The organism is Hamadaea sp. NPDC051192, assembly GCF_040682475.1.
GTDB classification, from domain to species: Bacteria; Actinomycetota; Actinomycetes; order Mycobacteriales; family Micromonosporaceae; genus Hamadaea; species Hamadaea flava.
The window spans coordinates 25,828-43,815 of record NZ_JBFBAZ010000024.1; the positions used below are offsets into that span (position 1 = coordinate 25,828).

At 70.5% G+C, this 17,988-nt stretch carries 17 protein-coding genes; 12 read left to right on the forward strand and 5 right to left on the reverse strand.

The window, feature by feature from the left end; all coding sequences use genetic code 11:
• Positions 1–161 precede the first annotated feature (161 nt).
• Entirely contained in the window at positions 162–1,373 is a 1,212-nt protein-coding gene (locus AB0M47_RS13195) for a hypothetical protein (RefSeq protein WP_363412453.1), read from the reverse strand.
• A 155-nt stretch (positions 1,374–1,528) separates the two neighbouring features.
• Between AB0M47_RS13195 and AB0M47_RS13200 the strand changes: the two genes are divergently transcribed.
• The 8 genes from AB0M47_RS13200 to AB0M47_RS13235 all read left to right on the forward strand — a co-directional run bounded on the left by AB0M47_RS13200 (position 1,529) and on the right by AB0M47_RS13235 (position 6,650).
• Complete coding sequence (locus AB0M47_RS13200; protein ID WP_363412455.1) at positions 1,529–1,882, forward strand: hypothetical protein; 354 nt, start codon at positions 1,529–1,531, stop codon at positions 1,880–1,882.
• A complete protein-coding gene (locus tag AB0M47_RS13205) occupies positions 1,879–2,316 on the forward strand; it encodes a MerR family transcriptional regulator (protein WP_363412457.1) in 438 nt (145 codons plus the stop codon). The genes AB0M47_RS13200 and AB0M47_RS13205 overlap by 4 nt, the downstream gene beginning before the upstream one ends.
• A gap of 51 nt (positions 2,317–2,367) precedes the next feature.
• A complete protein-coding gene (locus AB0M47_RS13210) occupies positions 2,368–2,700 on the forward strand; it encodes a YnfA family protein (protein ID WP_363412459.1) in 333 nt (110 codons plus the stop codon).
• A gap of 112 nt (positions 2,701–2,812) precedes the next feature.
• Positions 2,813–4,204, forward strand: a complete 1,392-nt coding sequence (locus AB0M47_RS13215) for an FAD-dependent oxidoreductase (RefSeq protein WP_363412461.1) — start codon at positions 2,813–2,815, stop codon at positions 4,202–4,204.
• 59 nt (positions 4,205–4,263) lie between these two features.
• Entirely contained in the window at positions 4,264–4,620 is a 357-nt protein-coding gene (locus AB0M47_RS13220; protein WP_363412463.1) for a metalloregulator ArsR/SmtB family transcription factor, read from the forward strand.
• A 181-nt stretch (positions 4,621–4,801) separates the two neighbouring features.
• A complete protein-coding gene (locus AB0M47_RS13225; protein ID WP_363412465.1) occupies positions 4,802–5,482 on the forward strand; it encodes an ArsR family transcriptional regulator in 681 nt (226 codons plus the stop codon).
• On the forward strand, positions 5,479–6,246 hold the full coding sequence (locus AB0M47_RS13230; RefSeq protein WP_363412467.1) for an MIP/aquaporin family protein: 768 nt from the start codon (positions 5,479–5,481) through the stop codon (positions 6,244–6,246). Before AB0M47_RS13225 ends, AB0M47_RS13230 begins: the two co-directional genes overlap by 4 nt.
• Complete coding sequence (locus AB0M47_RS13235) at positions 6,243–6,650, forward strand: arsenate reductase ArsC (protein ID WP_363412468.1); 408 nt, start codon at positions 6,243–6,245, stop codon at positions 6,648–6,650. Before AB0M47_RS13230 ends, AB0M47_RS13235 begins: the two co-directional genes overlap by 4 nt.
• A 73-nt stretch (positions 6,651–6,723) precedes the next feature.
• On the opposite strand, the gene AB0M47_RS13240 is transcribed toward AB0M47_RS13235, so the two are convergent.
• A complete protein-coding gene (locus AB0M47_RS13240) occupies positions 6,724–7,665 on the reverse strand; it encodes a GNAT family N-acetyltransferase (protein ID WP_363412470.1) in 942 nt (313 codons plus the stop codon).
• Between the two features lie 232 nt (positions 7,666–7,897).
• Between AB0M47_RS13240 and AB0M47_RS13245 the strand changes: the two genes are divergently transcribed.
• The 4 genes from AB0M47_RS13245 (at position 7,898) to AB0M47_RS13260 (ending at position 14,374) form a co-directional block, all read left to right on the forward strand.
• Complete coding sequence (locus AB0M47_RS13245) at positions 7,898–9,751, forward strand: cellulose binding domain-containing protein (RefSeq protein ID WP_363412471.1); 1,854 nt, start codon at positions 7,898–7,900, stop codon at positions 9,749–9,751.
• A 134-nt stretch (positions 9,752–9,885) separates the two neighbouring features.
• Complete coding sequence (locus tag AB0M47_RS13250) at positions 9,886–11,568, forward strand: extracellular solute-binding protein (protein ID WP_363412473.1); 1,683 nt, start codon at positions 9,886–9,888, stop codon at positions 11,566–11,568.
• Positions 11,569–11,582: 14 nt separating this feature from the next.
• Positions 11,583–13,241, forward strand: a complete 1,659-nt coding sequence (locus AB0M47_RS13255; RefSeq protein ID WP_363412475.1) for a glycoside hydrolase family 43 protein — start codon at positions 11,583–11,585, stop codon at positions 13,239–13,241.
• Between the two features lie 113 nt (positions 13,242–13,354).
• On the forward strand, positions 13,355–14,374 hold the full coding sequence (locus AB0M47_RS13260) for a LacI family DNA-binding transcriptional regulator (RefSeq protein WP_363412477.1): 1,020 nt from the start codon (positions 13,355–13,357) through the stop codon (positions 14,372–14,374).
• Between the two features lie 4 nt (positions 14,375–14,378).
• Here the strand turns inward: AB0M47_RS13260 and AB0M47_RS13265 are convergent, their stop codons facing one another.
• The 3 genes from AB0M47_RS13265 to AB0M47_RS13275 all read right to left on the reverse strand — a co-directional run bounded on the left by AB0M47_RS13265 (position 14,379) and on the right by AB0M47_RS13275 (position 17,986).
• Positions 14,379–15,161 (reverse strand): MBL fold metallo-hydrolase, encoded by a 783-nt coding sequence (locus AB0M47_RS13265; protein WP_363412478.1) that lies wholly within the window; start codon positions 15,159–15,161, stop codon positions 14,379–14,381.
• Positions 15,158–17,248 (reverse strand): phage holin family protein, encoded by a 2,091-nt coding sequence (locus tag AB0M47_RS13270; protein ID WP_363412480.1) that lies wholly within the window; start codon positions 17,246–17,248, stop codon positions 15,158–15,160. The genes AB0M47_RS13265 and AB0M47_RS13270 overlap by 4 nt, the downstream gene beginning before the upstream one ends.
• A gap of 69 nt (positions 17,249–17,317) precedes the next feature.
• Positions 17,318–17,986, reverse strand: coding sequence for a hypothetical protein (locus AB0M47_RS13275; protein ID WP_363412482.1), 669 nt, complete (start codon positions 17,984–17,986; stop codon positions 17,318–17,320).
• Positions 17,987–17,988 lie beyond the last annotated feature (2 nt).

Consider the following 17,988-nt stretch of genomic DNA (forward strand, 5'->3'; position numbering starts at 1 on the left):
TACGTCGACGGGTGATCACCGAACGACGATCACGTTCACGGAGCTGCCAGTGGTAGTCATAGAGCCATCGTGCCCGCTCGGCCGAAGACGCGCCACCGCTTATCGCGCCTGACGCGCTAATCGGGCCTGAAGCGCTTAGCGGACCTGAAGCGCTTGACGCGCTATTGGGCCTGATGCCGCAGCTCCGTGTACGCCGCATGCACGCCGAGGACTCGTTGTAGCTCGTCGACGCTGGGGGCGAAGTACTCGGCGCGGTCGTCCGGATCGCTCATCCCGTTGACCATGAAGTTCATCCCGCCGAACCCGGCCAGCAGCATCGCCAGTTTGAACATCGCCAGGGGCTGCCCCGGGAACAGCTTCGAGTACGCCACGGGCGCGTCGATCCACTTCTGGGCGATCGCCGGGTAGACCACGACGAGGCCGAAGACCATGAGGATCGCGAACAGGCCCGCACCGACGATCGCCGCCCGGACGAGCTGGCGTACGGCGAGGACGAACAGCACGTTGATGCGCTGCCGGGGACGCAGCGGGATCGGGGCCAGGCCGCTGATGCTCGTCGCGCGATGGGCGAGCGGCGTACCCCGGCAGGCGTCGGCCACTCCGGCCGGGGTGAAGTCGTGTTCGATCCGGGCCGCCTCCTGATTGAGGCGTACGCCGACGGCGAGGCTGGCGATCAGTGCGAACACCCCGACCAGCAGGCCGATCCGGGCCCAGCCGAGGCGGTTGCAGGCCTGCCAGAGTTCGTTGGTGAAGAACAGGAACAAGGTCGCGAACATCACCACCGGCAGCGCCCGGCCCTGGAGCCGAACCGTCTGGCGCAGGTCCTGCCCGGCGTGCCGCAAAGCCCGTAGCGTCAGCGCGAACAACCCGTTGCTGGTGATCACGTAGCCGATCGCGATGAGCGCCGCGTCGAGGAGCACCCAGGTGGCCGTCACCGTGAGCACGATCGCCCGGAAGTCCGCGTCCGTGAAGTCCTCGCCGGCCCCCACGGACACCTCGACCAGGCCGCCGAGCAGGTACAGGTTCACGTCGATCCAGCCGAGCATCGCCGCGAGCAGGAACATCGCGGGCGGAATCAGGGCGTGGGCCGCCAGCAGCAGGACGGCGGTCCGGGTGGAGAGTCGCGGCGAGGGCCGCCGGCCGAACCGGGTCAGCCACCCCCACACCGCCAATGCCACGATCGCGCCGATGAGCCCCGCGGTCCACGGGCTGATCGCGGCGAACATGTCCAGCCAGAGCAGCGCGGTGAACGCCAGGAACGGCAGCATCCGCGCGACGACCTGGCGGAAGTCGTAGCCCTCGATGAGTTGCGGCAGGCCCTGCCGGAGGAACCACCGTTCGGTCCGCCACAACAGCCGATCGTCGGCGCGCATCCGTCCCCCGAAGTCCGCTCGCGCGCATCACGACGCGCCCACCAGGGCCAGCATGCGCCCCGGCCACACGGCCGACCCGGCCGACACGCGGGCGAACGGATTCGTTCGGCGCCGCTCTTGCATCCGGTACCCAGGTACGGGTTTACCGTGGGACCATGACCGATCAGATCCCCGCTGACCTGGGGTGGGTTCCGGAGGCGTGCACCTTGCCGACCGCCGAGCAGCCGTTGCGCCTCGCGGAATTCGACGCGCTGTTCACCGCCTCGGTCCGCGCCGGGGAACGGCTCGCGCCTCGGCGCCTGCGCGTCGTCCTGGCCGGCGATGCCGGCTTTGCCCAAGTGGTACGCGATCTCGCCGACCGCGAGACGCGATGCTGTTCCTTCTTCACCTTCACCGTCGGCACACCCGAGCCAGGAGTGGTACGCCTCGACGTCGAAGTCCCGGCCGGGCACGTCGAGGTGCTGGACGCGCTCGAAGCACGGGCGGCCGCCGTCCGGAGCCGGGCATGAGCCCGGGTCTGCGTAGCGGCGAACTCGCCGACGCCGCCGGGGTCAACCCGCAGACGCTGCGCTACTACGAGCGCCGGGGCCTGCTGACCGAACCTCGCCGCAGCCCCGGCGGCCACCGGCTCTATCCACGCGAGGCGCTGACCACGCTGCGCGTCATCAAGACCGCGCAGCGCCTGGGATTCACCCTTGACGAAGTCGCCGATCTGGTCGACCTCGGTACGCATCGGCACAGCCGTCGCGGTGACTCCAGTCTGCAGCACCGGGCGTCGGCCAAGCTCACCGAGATCGAGGCGAAGATCGCCGACCTCCAGGTCATCGCGGCCAGCCTGCGTACGGCGCTGGAGGCGGGCTGTGACGACCTGGCCACTTGCGCCACCACCGACTGCTGTCCCCTGCCGTTCGCCGATCTCGTCCGAGGCGAGCCCCGATGCTGACCGCCGATTGGCGTACGCCAGCCTCGTGATCTGCGCGGATATCCTGCGCCCATGACGATCACGCGCTCCATCGCCCTGTTCGTGTTGGCCGCGCTGTTCGAGATCGGCGGGGCGTGGCTGGTCTGGCAGGGCTGGCGGGAACATCGTGGATTGTGGTTCATCGCCGCCGGCGTGGTCGCACTCGGCGCGTACGGGTTCGTGGCCACGTTCCAGCCCGACGCCAACTTCGGCCGCATCCTGGCCGCCTACGGCGGGGTGTTCGTCGCCGGTTCGCTGGCCTGGGGCGTCATCGTCGACAAGTTCCGGCCGGACCGGTACGACCTCATCGGCGCCCTGATCTGCCTGGTCGGGGTGGCCGTGATCATGTACGCCCCGCGCGGCTGAGCCGCCGATCTGAGCTTCTGATTTGACAGACACCTAATTAGGGGGCACTCTAAACAACGTTGGTTCGAGAATTTTCTAAACAGCTCGGCCGAAGTGCCGGGAAGGGGACCTCATGAGCACCACCACACCTCCCCCAGTCGCCGTGATCGGGGCCGGGCCGGTCGGCCTGGCCGCCGCCGCCCACCTCGCGACCCGAGGACTCGACTTCGTCGTCCTGGAAGCCGGTGACACCGTCGCCGCCGCCATCGGCGAATGGGCGCACGTGCGGCTGTTCTCCCCGTGGCGGTTCGACACCGACCCCGCCGCCCGCGTCCTGCTGGAAGCCACCGGCTGGACGGCGCCCGACGCCGAGAAGCTGCCGACCGGCGGCGAGCTGATCGCGAGCTACCTCGCGCCGCTGGCCGCGCACCCGGCGATCGCGCCGCGCCTCCGGTTCGGCGCGACGGTCACGGCGATCGCGCGACAGGGCTTCGACAAGGTACGCACTACCGGCCGCGAGACGTCCGCGTACCTGATCCGGCTCGCCGACGGCACCGAGCTGACAGCGTCGGCGGTGATCGACGCGTCCGGCACGTGGCGTACGCCGAACCCGGTGGGCGGCAACGGAATCCCGGCTAACGGGGAGGTCGGCGCGTACGCCGCCGGGCGGGTGTTCGACGGCATGCCCGACGTCCTCGGCCGGCTGCGTGGCGAGTTCGCGGGCAAGACCGTCGCCGTAATCGGTGCCGGGCACTCCGCGACCGGCACCCTCCTCGCCCTCGCCGAACTGGCCGAGTCCGAGCCGGGCACCACCGTGCACTGGCTGCTGCGCGCCCCCAACCCGTCACGCGCCTACGGCGGTGGGGCCGCGGACGAGCTGCCCGCCCGCGGTGCGATCGGCACCCGCGTACGCGCGCTGGTCGACGCGGGGAAGCTCGCCGTGCACACCGGGTTCCTCGTCGCGGAGGTCACCGAGCAGGGGCTCGTGTCGGCGGACGGGCGCAAGGTCGACGCGGCCGTCATCGTCAACGCCACCGGCGCCCGGCCCGACCACACCGCGGCGTCGGAGCTACGCCTGGACCTCGACCCGATCCTCGGCTCCACGCGTACGCTCGCCCCGCTGATCGACCCGAACAAGCACTCCTGCGGCACCGTCCCGCCGCACGGCGTCGACGAGCTGAGCCACCCGGAACCGGGGTTCTATGTCGTCGGAGCGAAGTCCTACGGTCGCGCGCCCACCTTCCTGCTCGCCACCGGCTACGAACAGGCCCGTTCGGTCGTCGCCGCGCTCGCCGGTGACTGGGAGGCGGCCCGCGACGTGCACCTCGAGCTGCCCGAGACCGGCGTATGCAGTTCCAGCGCCGCCCTCGGCGAGGACGACGGCGCGAGCTGCTGCGGCAGTTCGCCCGCCCCGACGGCGGTCGAGATCAAACGCGGCCTCGCCACGGGAGTCAGCGGCGGGCTGGCGACGCTGCCCCTCGTCGAGGTCGGCGCGAAGGCGTCCGGCGGATCCTGCTGCGGCTGACGATGTGGCCCCGGCCACCGCGTCTGGCAGGACCGTTCGACGTCTGTCAAACTAGAGGTATGTCGAAACAGCTGCTTCCGCTCATCGAGGTCGCCGAGGACGGCACGTGCTGCGCACCGCTGGCGGCACAGCCCGTCGACGCGGCAGCCGCCGCCGAACTCGCCCCGGCGTTCAAGGCGCTCGGCGACCCGGTCCGGCTGCAGCTGATGTCGATGATCGCCTCGGCGGCCGACGGCGAGATCTGCGTCTGCGACCTCACTCCGGCGTTCGAGCTGTCCGGGCCGACGATCTCCCACCACCTCAAGACGCTGCGCGAGGCGGGCCTCGTCTCGTCCGACCGGCGCGGCACCTGGGTGTACTACCGGGCCGATCGCGCCAAGCTGGGCGCCCTGTCCGCCCTGCTCGACGTCGCCTGACACACCAACCCGGTCCGCCCGGACCCACCCGATCAGGTCGCCTGAGATGGCAACCAGTTCGCCCGACACACCGCAGATGAGCCCGGCCACCTCGGGGGAGGCCGGGCCTTCTGGTTGACCCCGGCCGATCGACACCGGGGCTCATTGACACCAGCACATTACCTCAGTAATTTTTGAGGCAATGAACGTTGAGCTTCCTTCCCTCGAAGCGCGGGCGAAGGTCCACGCCGCCCTCGGTGATCCGGCTCGCCTCGCGATCTCGGACATCCTCGCCATCGGCGACGCCTCTCCCAGCGAGATCGGCGTCCACCTGGGGATGCCCACCAACCTCGTCGCGCACCACCTCGGTGTGCTCACCGACGCGGGGGTGATCGAGCGTCGCCGGTCGGAACACGATCGCCGGCGCAGCTACCTGCAACTGCGTCCGGCAGCGCTCACCGCGCTCCACCCTCCTCGGCTGGCGGCCCCACCACGGGTCGTCTTCGTGTGTACGCGCAACTCCGCGCGATCCCAGTTGGCCGCCGCCTTGTGGGGCGGGCACAGCGCCATCCCGGTGGCCTCGGCCGGGACCGAGCCAGCCGATCGCGTCAATCCGCAGGCGGTACGCACCGCCCGGCGTCACGGACTCCGGCTCGACCCCACCGCGACGCACCGGCTCGACGAGGTCGCCGCCGACGGAGATCTGCTGATCGCGGTGTGCGATCACGTCCACGAGACGCTGCCCGCCGACCGAACCCGGCTGCACTGGTCGGTCCCCGACCCTGTGCCGGTCGGAACCGCCGAAGCCTTCGAGGCGGCGTATGCGGATCTCGCGGACCGCATCGGACGACTCGCCCCCACGGTCGAGGAGCACCACCCATGATCAGCCGCCCCGTCCAGGCTCGCCGGCTGATCGCCGAATACCTGGGGACGATGCTCCTCGTGGTGGCCGTCGTCGGATCCGGCATCATGGCGGACCGCCTCTCCCCCGGCGACGCCGGACTGCGGCTGCTCGAGAACTCGATCGCCACGATGCTCGCGCTCGCGGTGCTCATCCTCGTCCTCGGTCCGGTTTCCGGAGCCCACTTCAATCCCGTCGTCACCCTCGCCGACTGGTGGTCGCATCGCCGGGACATCGGCGCGATCGGTACGGTCGAGGCTGCTGCATACGTTGTCGGGCAAGTCTTCGGCGCGGTGAGTGGGACGGTACTGGCCAACCTGATGTTCGGCCTGCCGGCGGTGACATGGGCGACCACGACCCGGACAGCGCCGCACCTGTGGCTCGGCGAGGTGGTCGCGACCGGCGGCCTGATCGTGCTGATCTTCGCCTTGATCCGCTCACGTCGGACGCAGTTCGCCCCCGTCGCGGTCGGTGCCTACATCGGCGCCGCGTACTGGTTCACCAGCTCCACGAGCTTCGCGAATCCAGCCGTCACGGTCGGCCGCGCCTTCACCGACACCTTCGCTGGGATCAGCCCGAATTCGGTCCCGGCCTTCGTCACGTTCCAGATCATCGGCGCCGCCGTTGGGCTTGCGGTCGTAGCAGTGCTTTACCCGCAGCCGAGCGCCGTCGTCGCCGCACCCGCCGTCGAACCTCTCGCCGACCGCCAAACCGCGAACGCATCTCCCGTGAGGAGCCCGTCATGACCAACCGGCCCAGTGTGCTGTTCGTGTGCGTCCACAATGCCGGGCGCTCGCAGATGGCCGCCGGCTTTCTGCGTACGCTGGCCGGGGACGCCGTCGAGGTCCGGTCGGCGGGGTCCGCGCCCGCCGATCAGATCAATCCCGTCGCGGTGCAAGCGATGGCCGAGGTCGGCATCGACATCACCGGCCAGCGGCCGAGGATCCTCACGCCCGAGGACTCTGAGGCGTCCTCGGTGGTGATCACCATGGGCTGCGGGGATGTCTGCCCCTACTTCCCGGGTCAGCGGCACGAGGACTGGGTGCTCGACGATCCGGCCGGGCAAGGACTCGACGCCGTACGCGCCATCCGCGACGACATCCGCAACCGCGTCGAGAAGCTGATCGGCGAGCTGCCGATCACACGATGACGATCGCACACTGACGATCACACAGTGACGATCGCACAGTGACGATCACACAGTGACGATCAAACGATGGCGATCACACGGTGACGAGGACGTGCGTCCAGGTCGCCGTCTCGACGAAGCCGAGCTTCGTGTTCACGGCGATCATCGCCGCGTTCGTTGCGTCGTTGCTGGTGGAGACGGTAGCGACCGCTGGATGGTCGGCAACGAGGAGACGGAGCGACTCGTACTTCACGGCTTGGGCGAGCCGTCGGTTGCGATGCTCGGGGAGCACGGCGGTGTCGTCGACCATCGCCTGAGTGCCGGTCACGCGTAGGTCGGTGAAGCCGGCCACCGTCCCGTCGGCGGTGAGGGCGGCGGTGACCCGCACTTCGTTGCCCCGGTCGGCGGCGGCTTTTTCGATTTCGCGGAGGCGTTCGGGCGTCCAGACTTCGTCGTCGATCGCGGCGTCGCGGGGCGCGTCGTTGATCGCCGCCCGGGCGCGGACGAAAGAGTCGAGCAGGTCGTCCGGGGTCGCACCGATCCACGATCGCAGGTGGTAACCATCCGGCAGGTCGCGGCGCAGGTCCGCGTCCAGCGGCGGGTGCCAGACGCTGCGGCGGCTGCGATTGGACTCGCGCCCGCCGAGGGCGGTGACGAAGGCGCGGCCGGGCTCGGTGAGCACCGAACCGGCCACCGAACGACAGCCCCTGCTTTCGGCGTACCCCTTGACGAGCGTGAACAGCGCGCGGCCGTGCCCCTGGCGGCGGTGCTCAGGCGCGACGATCAGGTCCGAGACCCAGACGGTACGCGCGGAGTGGAGCACGGCCCAGGCGAACGCGACGATGTGGCCGGTGGGGGCCCGATGGGCCCAGGCGGCGGCGTGGGCCGAGGGCGGCAGGTGGCTGAGCCGGGCGCGGTAGTCGGCCTCGGTGGTGATGGACTCGGCCGGCGCCGCCTGGGTGCGATGGTTCGCGTGCAGCCGGTAGACGTCCGCCCAGTCGGTGTCGGAGCCGGTCGTCAGATCGAAGGGCGTCATAGCCGCAGCGTAGGTACGCGGACCACGCCGTGCCAAGGATTTCCGCGCGCGTCCTGAATGGAACTCGCTGATATCGAACTCGTTGACGCAGCGGCCCGGCGACACTAGTCTCCAGAAACTATCGGACCGATGTCGAGAAAGTTTCCAGGCATTCTGCCCTAACTGGACACAACGTCGTGCCCCCTCGATCGTCCGAAGCCGAGAAACGCCCATTTCTCGTTTGGGAGGCCCCATGTCCGGCTCCACGAACCTCCGAAGGTCCCTCGCTCCCGCCCTCGCCGTCCTGACGATCGCCGCCGGCGCCGCTGCCGCGGTCACGTTGCCCGCTGCCGCCGCGACGGCCGCGACCGTGTCGGTCAACGCCGGCCAGCGGTTGGCCACCATTCCCACCGAAGCCGTGGGCATGAACGTGGCCGTGTGGGACGGCCGGATGAACGATCCGGAGACGACCCAGCTGCTCGCCAACGCGGGCATGAAACTGGTGCGCTACCCCGGCGGCGGGTACGCCGACGGATATCACTGGCAGACGCACACCGTCGAAGGCGGTGGCTACGTCGCGCCGAACACCGAGTTCGACAAGTACGTCGCCACCGTGAAGGCGGCCGGCGCGCAGCCGATCATCACCGCGAACTACGGTTCCGGCACGCCGCAGGAGGCCGCCGACTGGGTGCGCTACGCCAACGTCACCAAGGGCTACGGCATCAAGTACTGGGAGATCGGCAACGAGCTGTACGGCAACGGCCACTACGGCGCGCAGTGGGAGACCGACAACCACGCGGACAAGAGCCCGGCGGCGTACGCGACGAACCTGCTGCAGTTCATCACCGCGATGAAGGCGGTCGACCCGACGATCAAGATCGGTGCGGTGCTGACGACGCCCAACAACTGGCCCGACGGCGTGATCGGGTCCGGCGACACGATGGACTGGAACCACACCGTCCTGTCGATCGCCGGGTCCCGCATCGACTACGTGATCGTGCACCACTACCCGTACAGCACCAGCGAAGCCGAGCTATTGGGCAAGCCGCAGGCGGAGATCCCGGCGATGACGAGCACCCTGCGTACGCTGATCACCCAGTACGCGGGCACGAACGCGCCCAACGTCGGCATCGCGGTGACCGAGGGCAACTCGCAGTACGCCGTCGACACCTCCCCCGCCGGGCTGTACGCCCCGGACACCTACCTGTCCTGGCTCGAGAACGGCGCGTTCACCATGGACTGGTGGAACCTGCGCAACGGCACCGACTGCAGCAAGGTCACCACGATCCAGGGCGCGACCGACTACAACGACGGAGGCGTGGTCTCCAGCGGCGCGTCCTGTGAGCCGGCGGCGAACACGCCGTTCGCGCCGTACTACGGCATCCAGCTGATGACGAAGCTGTTCAGTCCGGGCGACTCGCTCGTCCAGGCCACCAGCTCGTCGTCACTGTTGTCGGCGCACGCGGTCAAGCGCGTCAACGCCGACCTGTCGGTCATGCTGATCAACAAGGACCCGAACAACGATGTGTCGGTGGGCCTCTCCTACAGCGGATTCACCGCGGCGGCGGGCAGCCCGACGGTCTACTCGTACCTGAAGAACGCGTCCGGCATCGGATCGGCCACGACCGGCAGCTCCGGGACGCAGACCGTGCCGGCGTACTCGATCGTCGTGGTGCAGTTGCACCCGGGGACGGGCACCAGTCCCAGCGCGTCGGCGTCTGCCTCCGCCTCGGCTTCGGCATCCGCGTCGCCGAGCACTAGTCCGAGCACCAGTCCGAGTCAGGGCGGCTCGTGCCGAGTCGCGTACGTGAAGTCGAGCGAGTGGCCGGGCGGTCTCGTGGCGAACGTGACCGTCGCCAACACCGGGAGCAGCGCGATCACCGGGTGGCGGCTCACCTGGACGTTCCCGGGCGACACCCGGGTCGGCAACGCGTGGAACGCCACGGTCACCCAGTCCGGGGCCGCGGTCACCGCCGTCAACGCCGCCTACAACGCGACCATCCCGGCGGGCGGCTCCCAGTCGATCGGCTTCACCGGCACCTGGTCCAGCAACGACGCCAGCCCGACGAGCTTCGCCCTCAACGGCTCCGCCTGCACAACCGGCTGAAGCCTCAACGGCTCGGCCCGCGCGACCGGCTGAAACCCAGCCAGGGCGGGCCGGCCTCCGCAGCTGCCGGTGGCGGCCCGGCTTGGGTCTTGCCAGGCCGCCACCGGCTCCCCCTCTTCCTCAAGGTGGTTTCCATGACGTCGTTTCCCGAAGCAACGCGACTCTCCCGGCGGGCCGTCCTCACCGGTGCGGCAGCCGCCGCCGGAGCGCTGGCGACCGGCGGTCTGACCGCCTGCGGTCCGGGCGACAAGACCAACGCCCCCGGCACGACCGGCGCCGACGAGCTCAAGCGGGCCCTGCCCAAGTACATCCCGAGCACCTCGGTCACGCCGGACATCCCCAGTGTCACCGGCGCCACCGGCGCCGCGTCCGATCCGGCCTTCCTCAGCTATCCCGCCACTCCGGCCCAGACGGTCGCCGCGATACCCGGGTCCGGCGGTGTCTTCTCCACGCGTACGCCGTTGTGGGGCGCCATTCCACCGTCAAGCGGTAACACCTACTACGACGCGGTGAACGCCGCCCTCGGTTCGACGATGACGATGCAGCCCGCCGACGGAAACACCTATGTGGACACCCTTCCGGCGTTGTTCGCGGCGGGCAAACTGCCCGACTGGCTCCAGATCCCGTCCTGGGGCAACCAGAAGCTGAACCTCGGCACGGCGGTCGAGCAGTTCGTCGACCTGACCCCGTATCTGTCCGGCGACAAGGTCGCCCAGTATCCGAACCTGGCCAACATCCCGTCGGCGGCGTGGCAGGCCGGGGTGTGGAACGGCAAGCTCTACGGCATCCCGTCGTTCTCCTCGCCGAACAACTTCCCGGGATATCTGTTCTACCGCAAGGACTTGCTCGAAGCCGCCGGAGTCTCGCCGGACCTGAAGTCGGCCGATGACCTGTTCTCGGCCGGCAAACTGCTGACGGACGCGAACGCGGGCCGCTGGGCCTTCGACGACCTGTGGCCGTTCCTGCTCTTCCCGTACGGCGTGGTCAGCACCTGGAATCCCGGACCGGACGGCAAGCTGGTCCACCAGTATGAGACCGACGGGATCGTCGAGGCGATGTCGTTCGCAGCCCGGCTCGCCAAGGCCGGCTACGTCCACCCGGACGCGCTCGCCGGCAACACCGGCAACGGCCAGCAACGGTTCTGGAGCGGCAAGGTCGCCATCGGCGCGGGCGGCACCGGCGCGATGGACGGCGACGACCACAAGGGCGGCACCGCGGCGAATCCGGCGTACAGCCGCCAGCTGGTCAAGGTCTTCAGCGCCACCGGCGGTACGCCGCAGATCCAGCTCGGCCCCGGCGCGGGCTGGTTCAGCTACCTGAACAGGAAGCTGTCGGACAAGCAGATCCGCGAAGCGCTGGCCATCGCGAACTTCCTCGCCGCGCCGTACGGGTCGAAGGAGTATCTGCTGGTCAACTTCGGCGCGGCGGACGTCGACTACACGATGACCGGGGGCAATCCGGTGCTGACCCAGCAGGGTTCCAAGGATGTGGCGACCAGTTACCAGTTCCTCGTCAGCGGGCCGCAGGTGTCGCTGGTCAAGAACGGGTTCACCCAGGTCGTCAGGGACTACGCCGCTTGGCAGGCGGACGCGGTCAAGCACGCGGTCCGGCCGATGTTCTTCGCGATGAACGTCACCGAGCCCGCCCAGTACGCCTCGATCGGCCAGCAGGTCGAGGACACCATCAAGGATGTGCGGTCGGGTCGCAAGTCGATCGACGACTACCGGGCCGCCGTCGCCGCCTGGCGCAAGCAGGGCGGCGACGACCTTCGGAAGTTCTACGAGGGCATCCGCGAGAAGCACGGCACCGGACAGTGAAAGGAACCCTGCGCGTGAGTTCGACTCCCCAGCCGGCCCCGGCCGTCGCCGCCACCGCGAGCGACTGGCCCGACGAGACCTTCGCGAACCCGGTCATCGCCGGGTTCCACCCCGATCCCAGCGTCTGCCGGGTCGGCGACGACTACTACCTGGCGTGCTCGAGCTTCGAGTACTTCCCGGGCGTACCGGTGTTTCACAGCCGCGACCTGGTGCACTGGGAGCAGATCGGCAACGCTCTGGACCGGCCGAGCCAACTCGTGCTGACGGCGGACATGCCGTCGTCGGCCGGGGTGTACGCACCGACGCTGCGTCACCACGACGGCCGGTTCTGGCTGATCACGACCAACGTCGGGGTCGGCAACCTCCTCGTCACGGCGACCGATCCGGCCGGACCCTGGTCGGAGCCGACGCTGCTGCCGGGCGTGGTCGGGATCGATCCCGATCTGGCCTGGGACGAGCATGGCCGCTGCTTCTGTACCACTGCCGGGGTGACGCAGGTGCAGCTCGACCCGGCGACCGGGCAGGCGATCGGCGAGCCGGTCCGCTTGTGGTCCGGTACGCCGGGAGCCCAGGCGCCGGAAGCCCCGCATCTCTACCGGGTCGGCGACTACTGGTATCTGATGATCGCCGAGGGCGGCACCGAGCGGGGACACGCCGTGTCCATCGCCCGGGGCCCCGCGCCGGACGGGCCGTTCGAGCCGTGCCCGGCCAATCCGATCCTCACGCACCGGGGCACCCACCGGCCGATCCAGAACACGGGCCACGCCGACCTCGTCCAGGCCGCCGACGGGTCGTGGTGGCTGGTGTTGCTCGGCGTACGCCCGCGTGGCGGGACACCCGGCTGGCATGTGCTCGGCCGGGAGACCTTCCTCGCCCCGGTCACCTGGGTCGACGGCTGGCCCGTGGTCGGCGAGGTCGCCCCGGCGACGGCCGTCCCGCCATGGCCGCCGTCGCCCGTCCCCGCACCGCCCGTCCGGGACGACTTCGACGCCGAGCGGCTGCATCCGCGCTGGGTGTCCGTACGCTCCCGGCCGGCGCCGTACTGGTCGCTGGCCGAACGGAGCGGCTGGCTCACGCTGCGGGCCCGAGGCGATTCGCTGGACCACCCGGAGGTGATCTTCGTCGGCCGTCGCCAGCAGCACCTGTCGTGCCGGGCGCGGACCCTGATCGACACCGCGGACGGCCGTGGCGGCCTGGCGGTACGCCTGGACGAGCGGCACCACTACGAGATCGAGGCGGGCGACGGCCAGGTGAGCGTGCTCGCCCGGCTCGGCTCGGTACGCACCACCGTCGCGTCGAAGGCCATGCCGGGTGAGAAGGCCTTGCCAGGTGAGAAGGCCGTGCCAGGTGGGAAGGCCGTGCCAGGTGAGAAGGCCGTGCCAGGTGAGAAGGTCCGGCTGCGGGTCGACGTGCTCGCGACCGACCCGGCGGACTGGAACCCGTGCAAGGAGCCGGATCGGCTGCGCCTGGGTGTCGAGTACGCCGACGGCGCCTTCGACGTGCTGGCCGAGCTGGACGGCCGCTACCTGTCGACGGAGGTCGCCGGTGGCTTCACCGGCCGGGTGATCGGCATGTACGCGGCCGCCGGCACGGTGCGGTTCGACTGGTTCGACTACGAGCCCGCCGAGCCCACCGCCGAGCCCGCCGCCGAGCCCACCGCCGAAGCGGCCTAGCGGGGACCGCTTGGCAGTATCCTTTGCGCCGTACGCCGGTCCGCCGCGCAGCCGCGTTCACGAGGACGCCGGCCGGGTGGACCGGCGCACGGCGCGGGAAGGAGGAGAGCCAGGTGCCCGACGCCGACGACGACGCCCGCCCGGTGACGATCTCCTACATCGCGGAGTCGGCCGGGGTGTCGATCCCGACCGTGTCCAAGGTCATCAACGGCCGCCGGGGCGTCGCGGCCGACACCCGCGCCCGGGTCGAGGCGGTGATCAGCGAGACCGGCTACCGCAAGCCCAGCACCGGGCCGAACCCGAACAAGCTGATGGAGCTGGTCTTCGACGAGTTGGAACACCAGTGGGGCCTGCAGATCATCCACGGGGTGCAGCGGGTCGCCCGGGAGCACCGCATGGGCGTGGTGCTGACCGAGTTCGGGCCGCATCGGGGCGCCATCCGGTACTGGATCGACGACGCCCTGGCCCGCCGTCCGTCCTGTGTGGTCACTGTGGCGCAGCTGTCCGGCGAGCAACGCAGTCAGCTCAAGGCGCAGGGCATCCCGTTCGTGGTGTTCGACCCGAGCGGCGAACTGCCCGAGGACGTGCCGTTCGTGGGAGCCACCAACTGGAACGGCGGGCGTACGGCGACGCGCCATCTCCTCGAACTGGGCCATCGCCAGATCGGCATGATCGCCGGGCCCGGTGACCAGCTCTACTGCCGCGCCCGGCTCGACGGCTACCGCGCGGCGCTGGAGACGGCGGGACGGCTGCTCGTGCCGCATCTGGTGGTGCACGCCGAGCTGACCCGCGAAGGCGGCTACACGGCCGCGCAGACCCTGTTGAGCCGGCCCGACCGGCCCACCGCGATCTTCGCCAGCAACGACCTGCAGGCCCTCGGCGTCTACCAGGCCGCCCGGGTGGCGGGGCTGCGCGTACCGGCGGATCTCAGTGTGGTCGGCTTCGACGACCTGCCGATCGCGGCGCTGACCGATCCCCCGCTGACCACGATCCACCAGCCGCTGACGGAGATGGCGGTCGCCGCGACCGAGTTGGCGCTAGCGCTCGGCCGGGGGGAACGCACGCCGCAGGTCGGGCTCGAACTCGGTACGACGCTGACCGTACGCGAAAGCACCGCCCCGCCCCCGCAGTGATCGGCTAGCTGATCGGTTGGACGTCGAGGTGCTCGCCGACGCGTAGGACGTGCGGCCGGACTCCGGTGCCGTAGAGCGCCTCGGCGAACAGCGGCCCCGGCTGAGTCAGCACGGATCCCATGAATCGCCGCAGTCCCAACGGATGCAGCGTTCCCCAGTGCACAGGGATCGCCTGCGACGCTCCGGACAGCACGGCCGCCCGAGCCGCCGTACGCGGATCCAGGTGGCCCGGCCCGAGGGTGGGACCCCAGCCCCACACCGGGACGACCGCCACGTCGAGCCGTCCGGTCCGGGTGGCGTACCGGAGATCGCGGAAGGACTGATGCGGCCCGGTGTCGCCGGCCAGCCAGACCGACCCGTCCGGGGTGTCGACGACATGGCCGACGGCCACGGCGGACGGCCCGCGCGGTTCGCGGCGACCCTGGTGCTCGGCGTGAACGGCGGTCACGGTGACTCCCGCGCCGAGATGCGTACTGCCGCCCACGGTCGCCTCGATCACGCCGTCGACGCCCTGGCTGCGCAGCCACGCGCCCGCTCTCGGCGGCGCGAGGACGACCGGTGCGCGCAGTGCCCGCAAGGACGGCAGGTCGCAGTGGTCGTGATGCAGGTGGGAGACGAGCACGGCGTCGACCGGCGGATCACGCCGAGCCAGGTGCACAGCCACCTCCGGCAACGGCTTGGCTCGGACGAGTCCGCCGATCCGGCGGCGGACCAGCGGATCGGCCAGCAGGCGCAGACCGGGGACTTCGAGGAGCACCGCCGAATGCCCCAGCCAGGTGATCCTCATGACTCGTCCGGCTTGGCGGCGCGTACTCCGCACCGTTCGAGCCAGCGCACGAGTTGCCGGTGCACCACGTCCGCGCCGTAGAGGACGGCCTCGCCGTCGACGGACCGGTCCAGCAGGTCGTCGTCCAGCGGCCAGTCGGCCGGGTGCACGAGCGCGGCCCGGTTCTGCCAGCCGCCCAGGCCGCCGTGGCAGCCGACCAGTTCCTCGAAGGCGTGCACCTCGCCGGTCCGGTCGTCGAAGGTCGAGTGGACGATGATGTCCGGCGCGGTCGACATGGCCGCCACCCGGGCGAGGTCCGCGGCGGCGCGCGGCCCGAACGGCGACAGCGGGTCGGTCCCCTCGATCACCGCGTCGGTCAGCACGTGGACGCCCGCGGGTCCGATCGCCAGCGGACCGCGCTCGCTGTCCACGACCACGAATCCGATCCCGGGCTCGGTGAGCAGTCCCGGCACGAGGCCGGGGAACTCGCGCTCCAGCGTCCGCCACGGCACGCGGCCCGGCAGCCGCGGAAACCAGACCAGCCCGAGGTTGCCGGACCCGGCCACCACCAGCTCCGGGCGGCCGATGGCGCTGAGATCGTGGCGAGGTCCGAGCACCATGCCCGCGCCGCCCGCCTGCTGTTCGCGGCGGGCGCTCCACTGCGAGGTGGTACGCGTGACGCTGAGCACCTGAGTGAGCATGGCGTTGACCGGGCCCCACGCCTCCACCGCCTGCGTCTCGTCCACCGAGGCCGCCGGGGTGGCCCCGATGCGCTCCCGCACGGCGGCTTCGAGGGTTCGGCCGGTGAGCTGGAGGAAGGTGGCGCCCTGGCTCTGACCGTGGTCGGAGAGCACCACGAACCGATAGCGACGCGGCGCGGCCGCCGCGACCTGCTCCAATGTGCTCAGTACGCGATCCACCCCGCGCAACGCCGCGAGGGACTCGGCTCGGGCGACCCCGGCGTGGTGGGCGATCTCGTCGTAGTCGACGAAGTCGACGTAGATCACCGGCGCGCCCGCCATCATGTGCTCGGCCACGAGCGCCACGTTCAGGTCCCGCAGCACGGCGTTGGTCGCACCTCGCAGCGCGACGTACGAACCGTGCCGGCGGATGCGTGGTTCGACGCCCCTCAGGCGCTGCTGGCGTCCCTGGTACAGCTCCTTGATCATCTCTCCGACGGTGAGCACCAGCGCCCGGGCGAAGACGAACGGGCTGGCGAAGAACCGCAGGTACGCCCGGCCGGGGCCGAGGCCCTGCGTACCGGAGACGCGGCTCATCACCATGAGCGAGGTGGCGGCGTCGCCGCTGAACATGTTGGACACGCTGACGCCGCCGCCGGCGAGCAGTCCCCGCCCGTCCGACAGCCGCGACTCCACCAGCGCCGCGTCGGCCGGGCGATTGGTGACCACCAGCCGCCCCAGTTCCTTGTCGTACCAGCGGAAGGCACAGATGCCGTCGTTGGTGCCGTGCAGCAGCGCGGCCTGGCTGGCCGGCGTCGTCGACGGTACGCGCGCCCACCATTGCGCCATGTCGTGGCTGCCGGACCGGACCCAGCGGGCGAGGGTCGGCAGGTCGCCGGAGAGCACACCGAACCGCAGGACGGGATAGGGCATCCCGTCGATCTGCACCACGACGACGCCCTCCGTGCCGTCACCGGCGTCGGTGGGATGACGTCGCGTACCGCGCCGGATCAGGTCCGAAACCAGATAGGAGCTGTCGTTCACGCCGAGCAGCCAGCGGGTCACCGCGAGGATGATCGCCACCACGAACAGCGTGCCGAGGAACGCGCCCACGCCGCTCATGGACGCGCCCGGGACGATCAGCACGGCGACCCACAGCACGAGGAGCTGCACGACGAGGCCGACCGTGAGCGCCATGACCGCCCCGGCCCGGCCGGCCAGCAGGCGCAGCAGCGGCCGGGCGACCGCGTCGACCACGCCCGTCGCGGCGGCCAGGACGATCGCGGCCCACCACGGAGTCAGCTCGAAGCCGTCCACCAGCCACGACGCCACGAGCAGCGCCACCGCCGTCGGCACCAGGCCCAGCAGCGCGTCGCGTACGTCGCGGGCGCCCGCGCGGTAGCGGCGTCGTCGGCTGGGGTCGGTCACCCCCGTATCTTCTCAGCAGATGGGTCAGCATATGAGGAGGTATGCGGCTTATGACGGTAAAGCTGAGGATCAGGCGGCCCGTTCGCGCCCCTCGAACCAGCGCCGCTCGGCCTCGGCGTGCATCTGCTCGGCGTACGCCAGCCCGGCCCGGCTGAGCATGCGGCAGGCCAGGATGTAGCGGCGGTACCCCGAGAACAGCAGGACGAGCATGATCGGGACCGCGACCAGCCACCACCGCGACTGGACCGCCGACAGGTACCCGGCCAGCGCCGCCAGCGGCCAGGGCGCCGCCACGAAGATCTGGACCTGCGTGCACATCCAGCGGAAGTCGTCGACGAACGGGCCGAGGCTGTACAGCTCGGGCGGCACCACCCCGTGCACCACGTATTCGGTGGTCGGCTCCTCGCGGAAGTTGCCGTAGGAGGGTCGCCGGTCGCCCAGCTCCGGCCGGCGTAGCTGGATCTCCCGGACCTCCTTCGGCACGGGCAGCACCCGCAGCCCGATCATCACCAGCCAGATCGTCGCCCAGCCGAGCCCGAACGCGATGATCGTCCCGGCGACGAAGCCGAGGTACTTGCCCATCGTCTGGGCGACCTCGTAGAGGACGCCGACGACGCCGGTCGCCGCCGACAACGACGGCAGGCCGGGCCGCGCCATGAGGTAGACCAGCACGAGCCAGCTGTAGCCGATCACGATCGGCGCCGCGATCCTCCCGAACGTCCGCGAAAGCACTGTCACGC

What these genes read in the sequence shown, in the direction of transcription:
- AB0M47_RS13195 (WP_363412453.1), bottom strand. Translation starts at nt 1,373, where the DNA reads ATGCGCGCCGACGATCGGCTGTTGTGGCGGACCGAACGGTGGTTCCTC.
- AB0M47_RS13200 (WP_363412455.1), top strand. Translation starts at nt 1,529, where the DNA reads ATGACCGATCAGATCCCCGCTGACCTGGGGTGGGTTCCGGAGGCGTGC.
- AB0M47_RS13205 (WP_363412457.1), top strand. Translation starts at nt 1,879, where the DNA reads ATGAGCCCGGGTCTGCGTAGCGGCGAACTCGCCGACGCCGCCGGGGTC.
- AB0M47_RS13210 (WP_363412459.1), top strand. Translation starts at nt 2,368, where the DNA reads ATGACGATCACGCGCTCCATCGCCCTGTTCGTGTTGGCCGCGCTGTTC.
- AB0M47_RS13215 (WP_363412461.1), top strand. Translation starts at nt 2,813, where the DNA reads ATGAGCACCACCACACCTCCCCCAGTCGCCGTGATCGGGGCCGGGCCG.
- AB0M47_RS13220 (WP_363412463.1), top strand. Translation starts at nt 4,264, where the DNA reads ATGTCGAAACAGCTGCTTCCGCTCATCGAGGTCGCCGAGGACGGCACG.
- AB0M47_RS13225 (WP_363412465.1), top strand. Translation starts at nt 4,802, where the DNA reads ATGAACGTTGAGCTTCCTTCCCTCGAAGCGCGGGCGAAGGTCCACGCC.
- AB0M47_RS13230 (WP_363412467.1), top strand. Translation starts at nt 5,479, where the DNA reads ATGATCAGCCGCCCCGTCCAGGCTCGCCGGCTGATCGCCGAATACCTG.
- AB0M47_RS13235 (WP_363412468.1), top strand. Translation starts at nt 6,243, where the DNA reads ATGACCAACCGGCCCAGTGTGCTGTTCGTGTGCGTCCACAATGCCGGG.
- AB0M47_RS13240 (WP_363412470.1), bottom strand. Translation starts at nt 7,665, where the DNA reads ATGACGCCCTTCGATCTGACGACCGGCTCCGACACCGACTGGGCGGAC.
- AB0M47_RS13245 (WP_363412471.1), top strand. Translation starts at nt 7,898, where the DNA reads ATGTCCGGCTCCACGAACCTCCGAAGGTCCCTCGCTCCCGCCCTCGCC.
- AB0M47_RS13250 (WP_363412473.1), top strand. Translation starts at nt 9,886, where the DNA reads ATGACGTCGTTTCCCGAAGCAACGCGACTCTCCCGGCGGGCCGTCCTC.
- AB0M47_RS13265 (WP_363412478.1), bottom strand. Translation starts at nt 15,161, where the DNA reads ATGAGGATCACCTGGCTGGGGCATTCGGCGGTGCTCCTCGAAGTCCCC.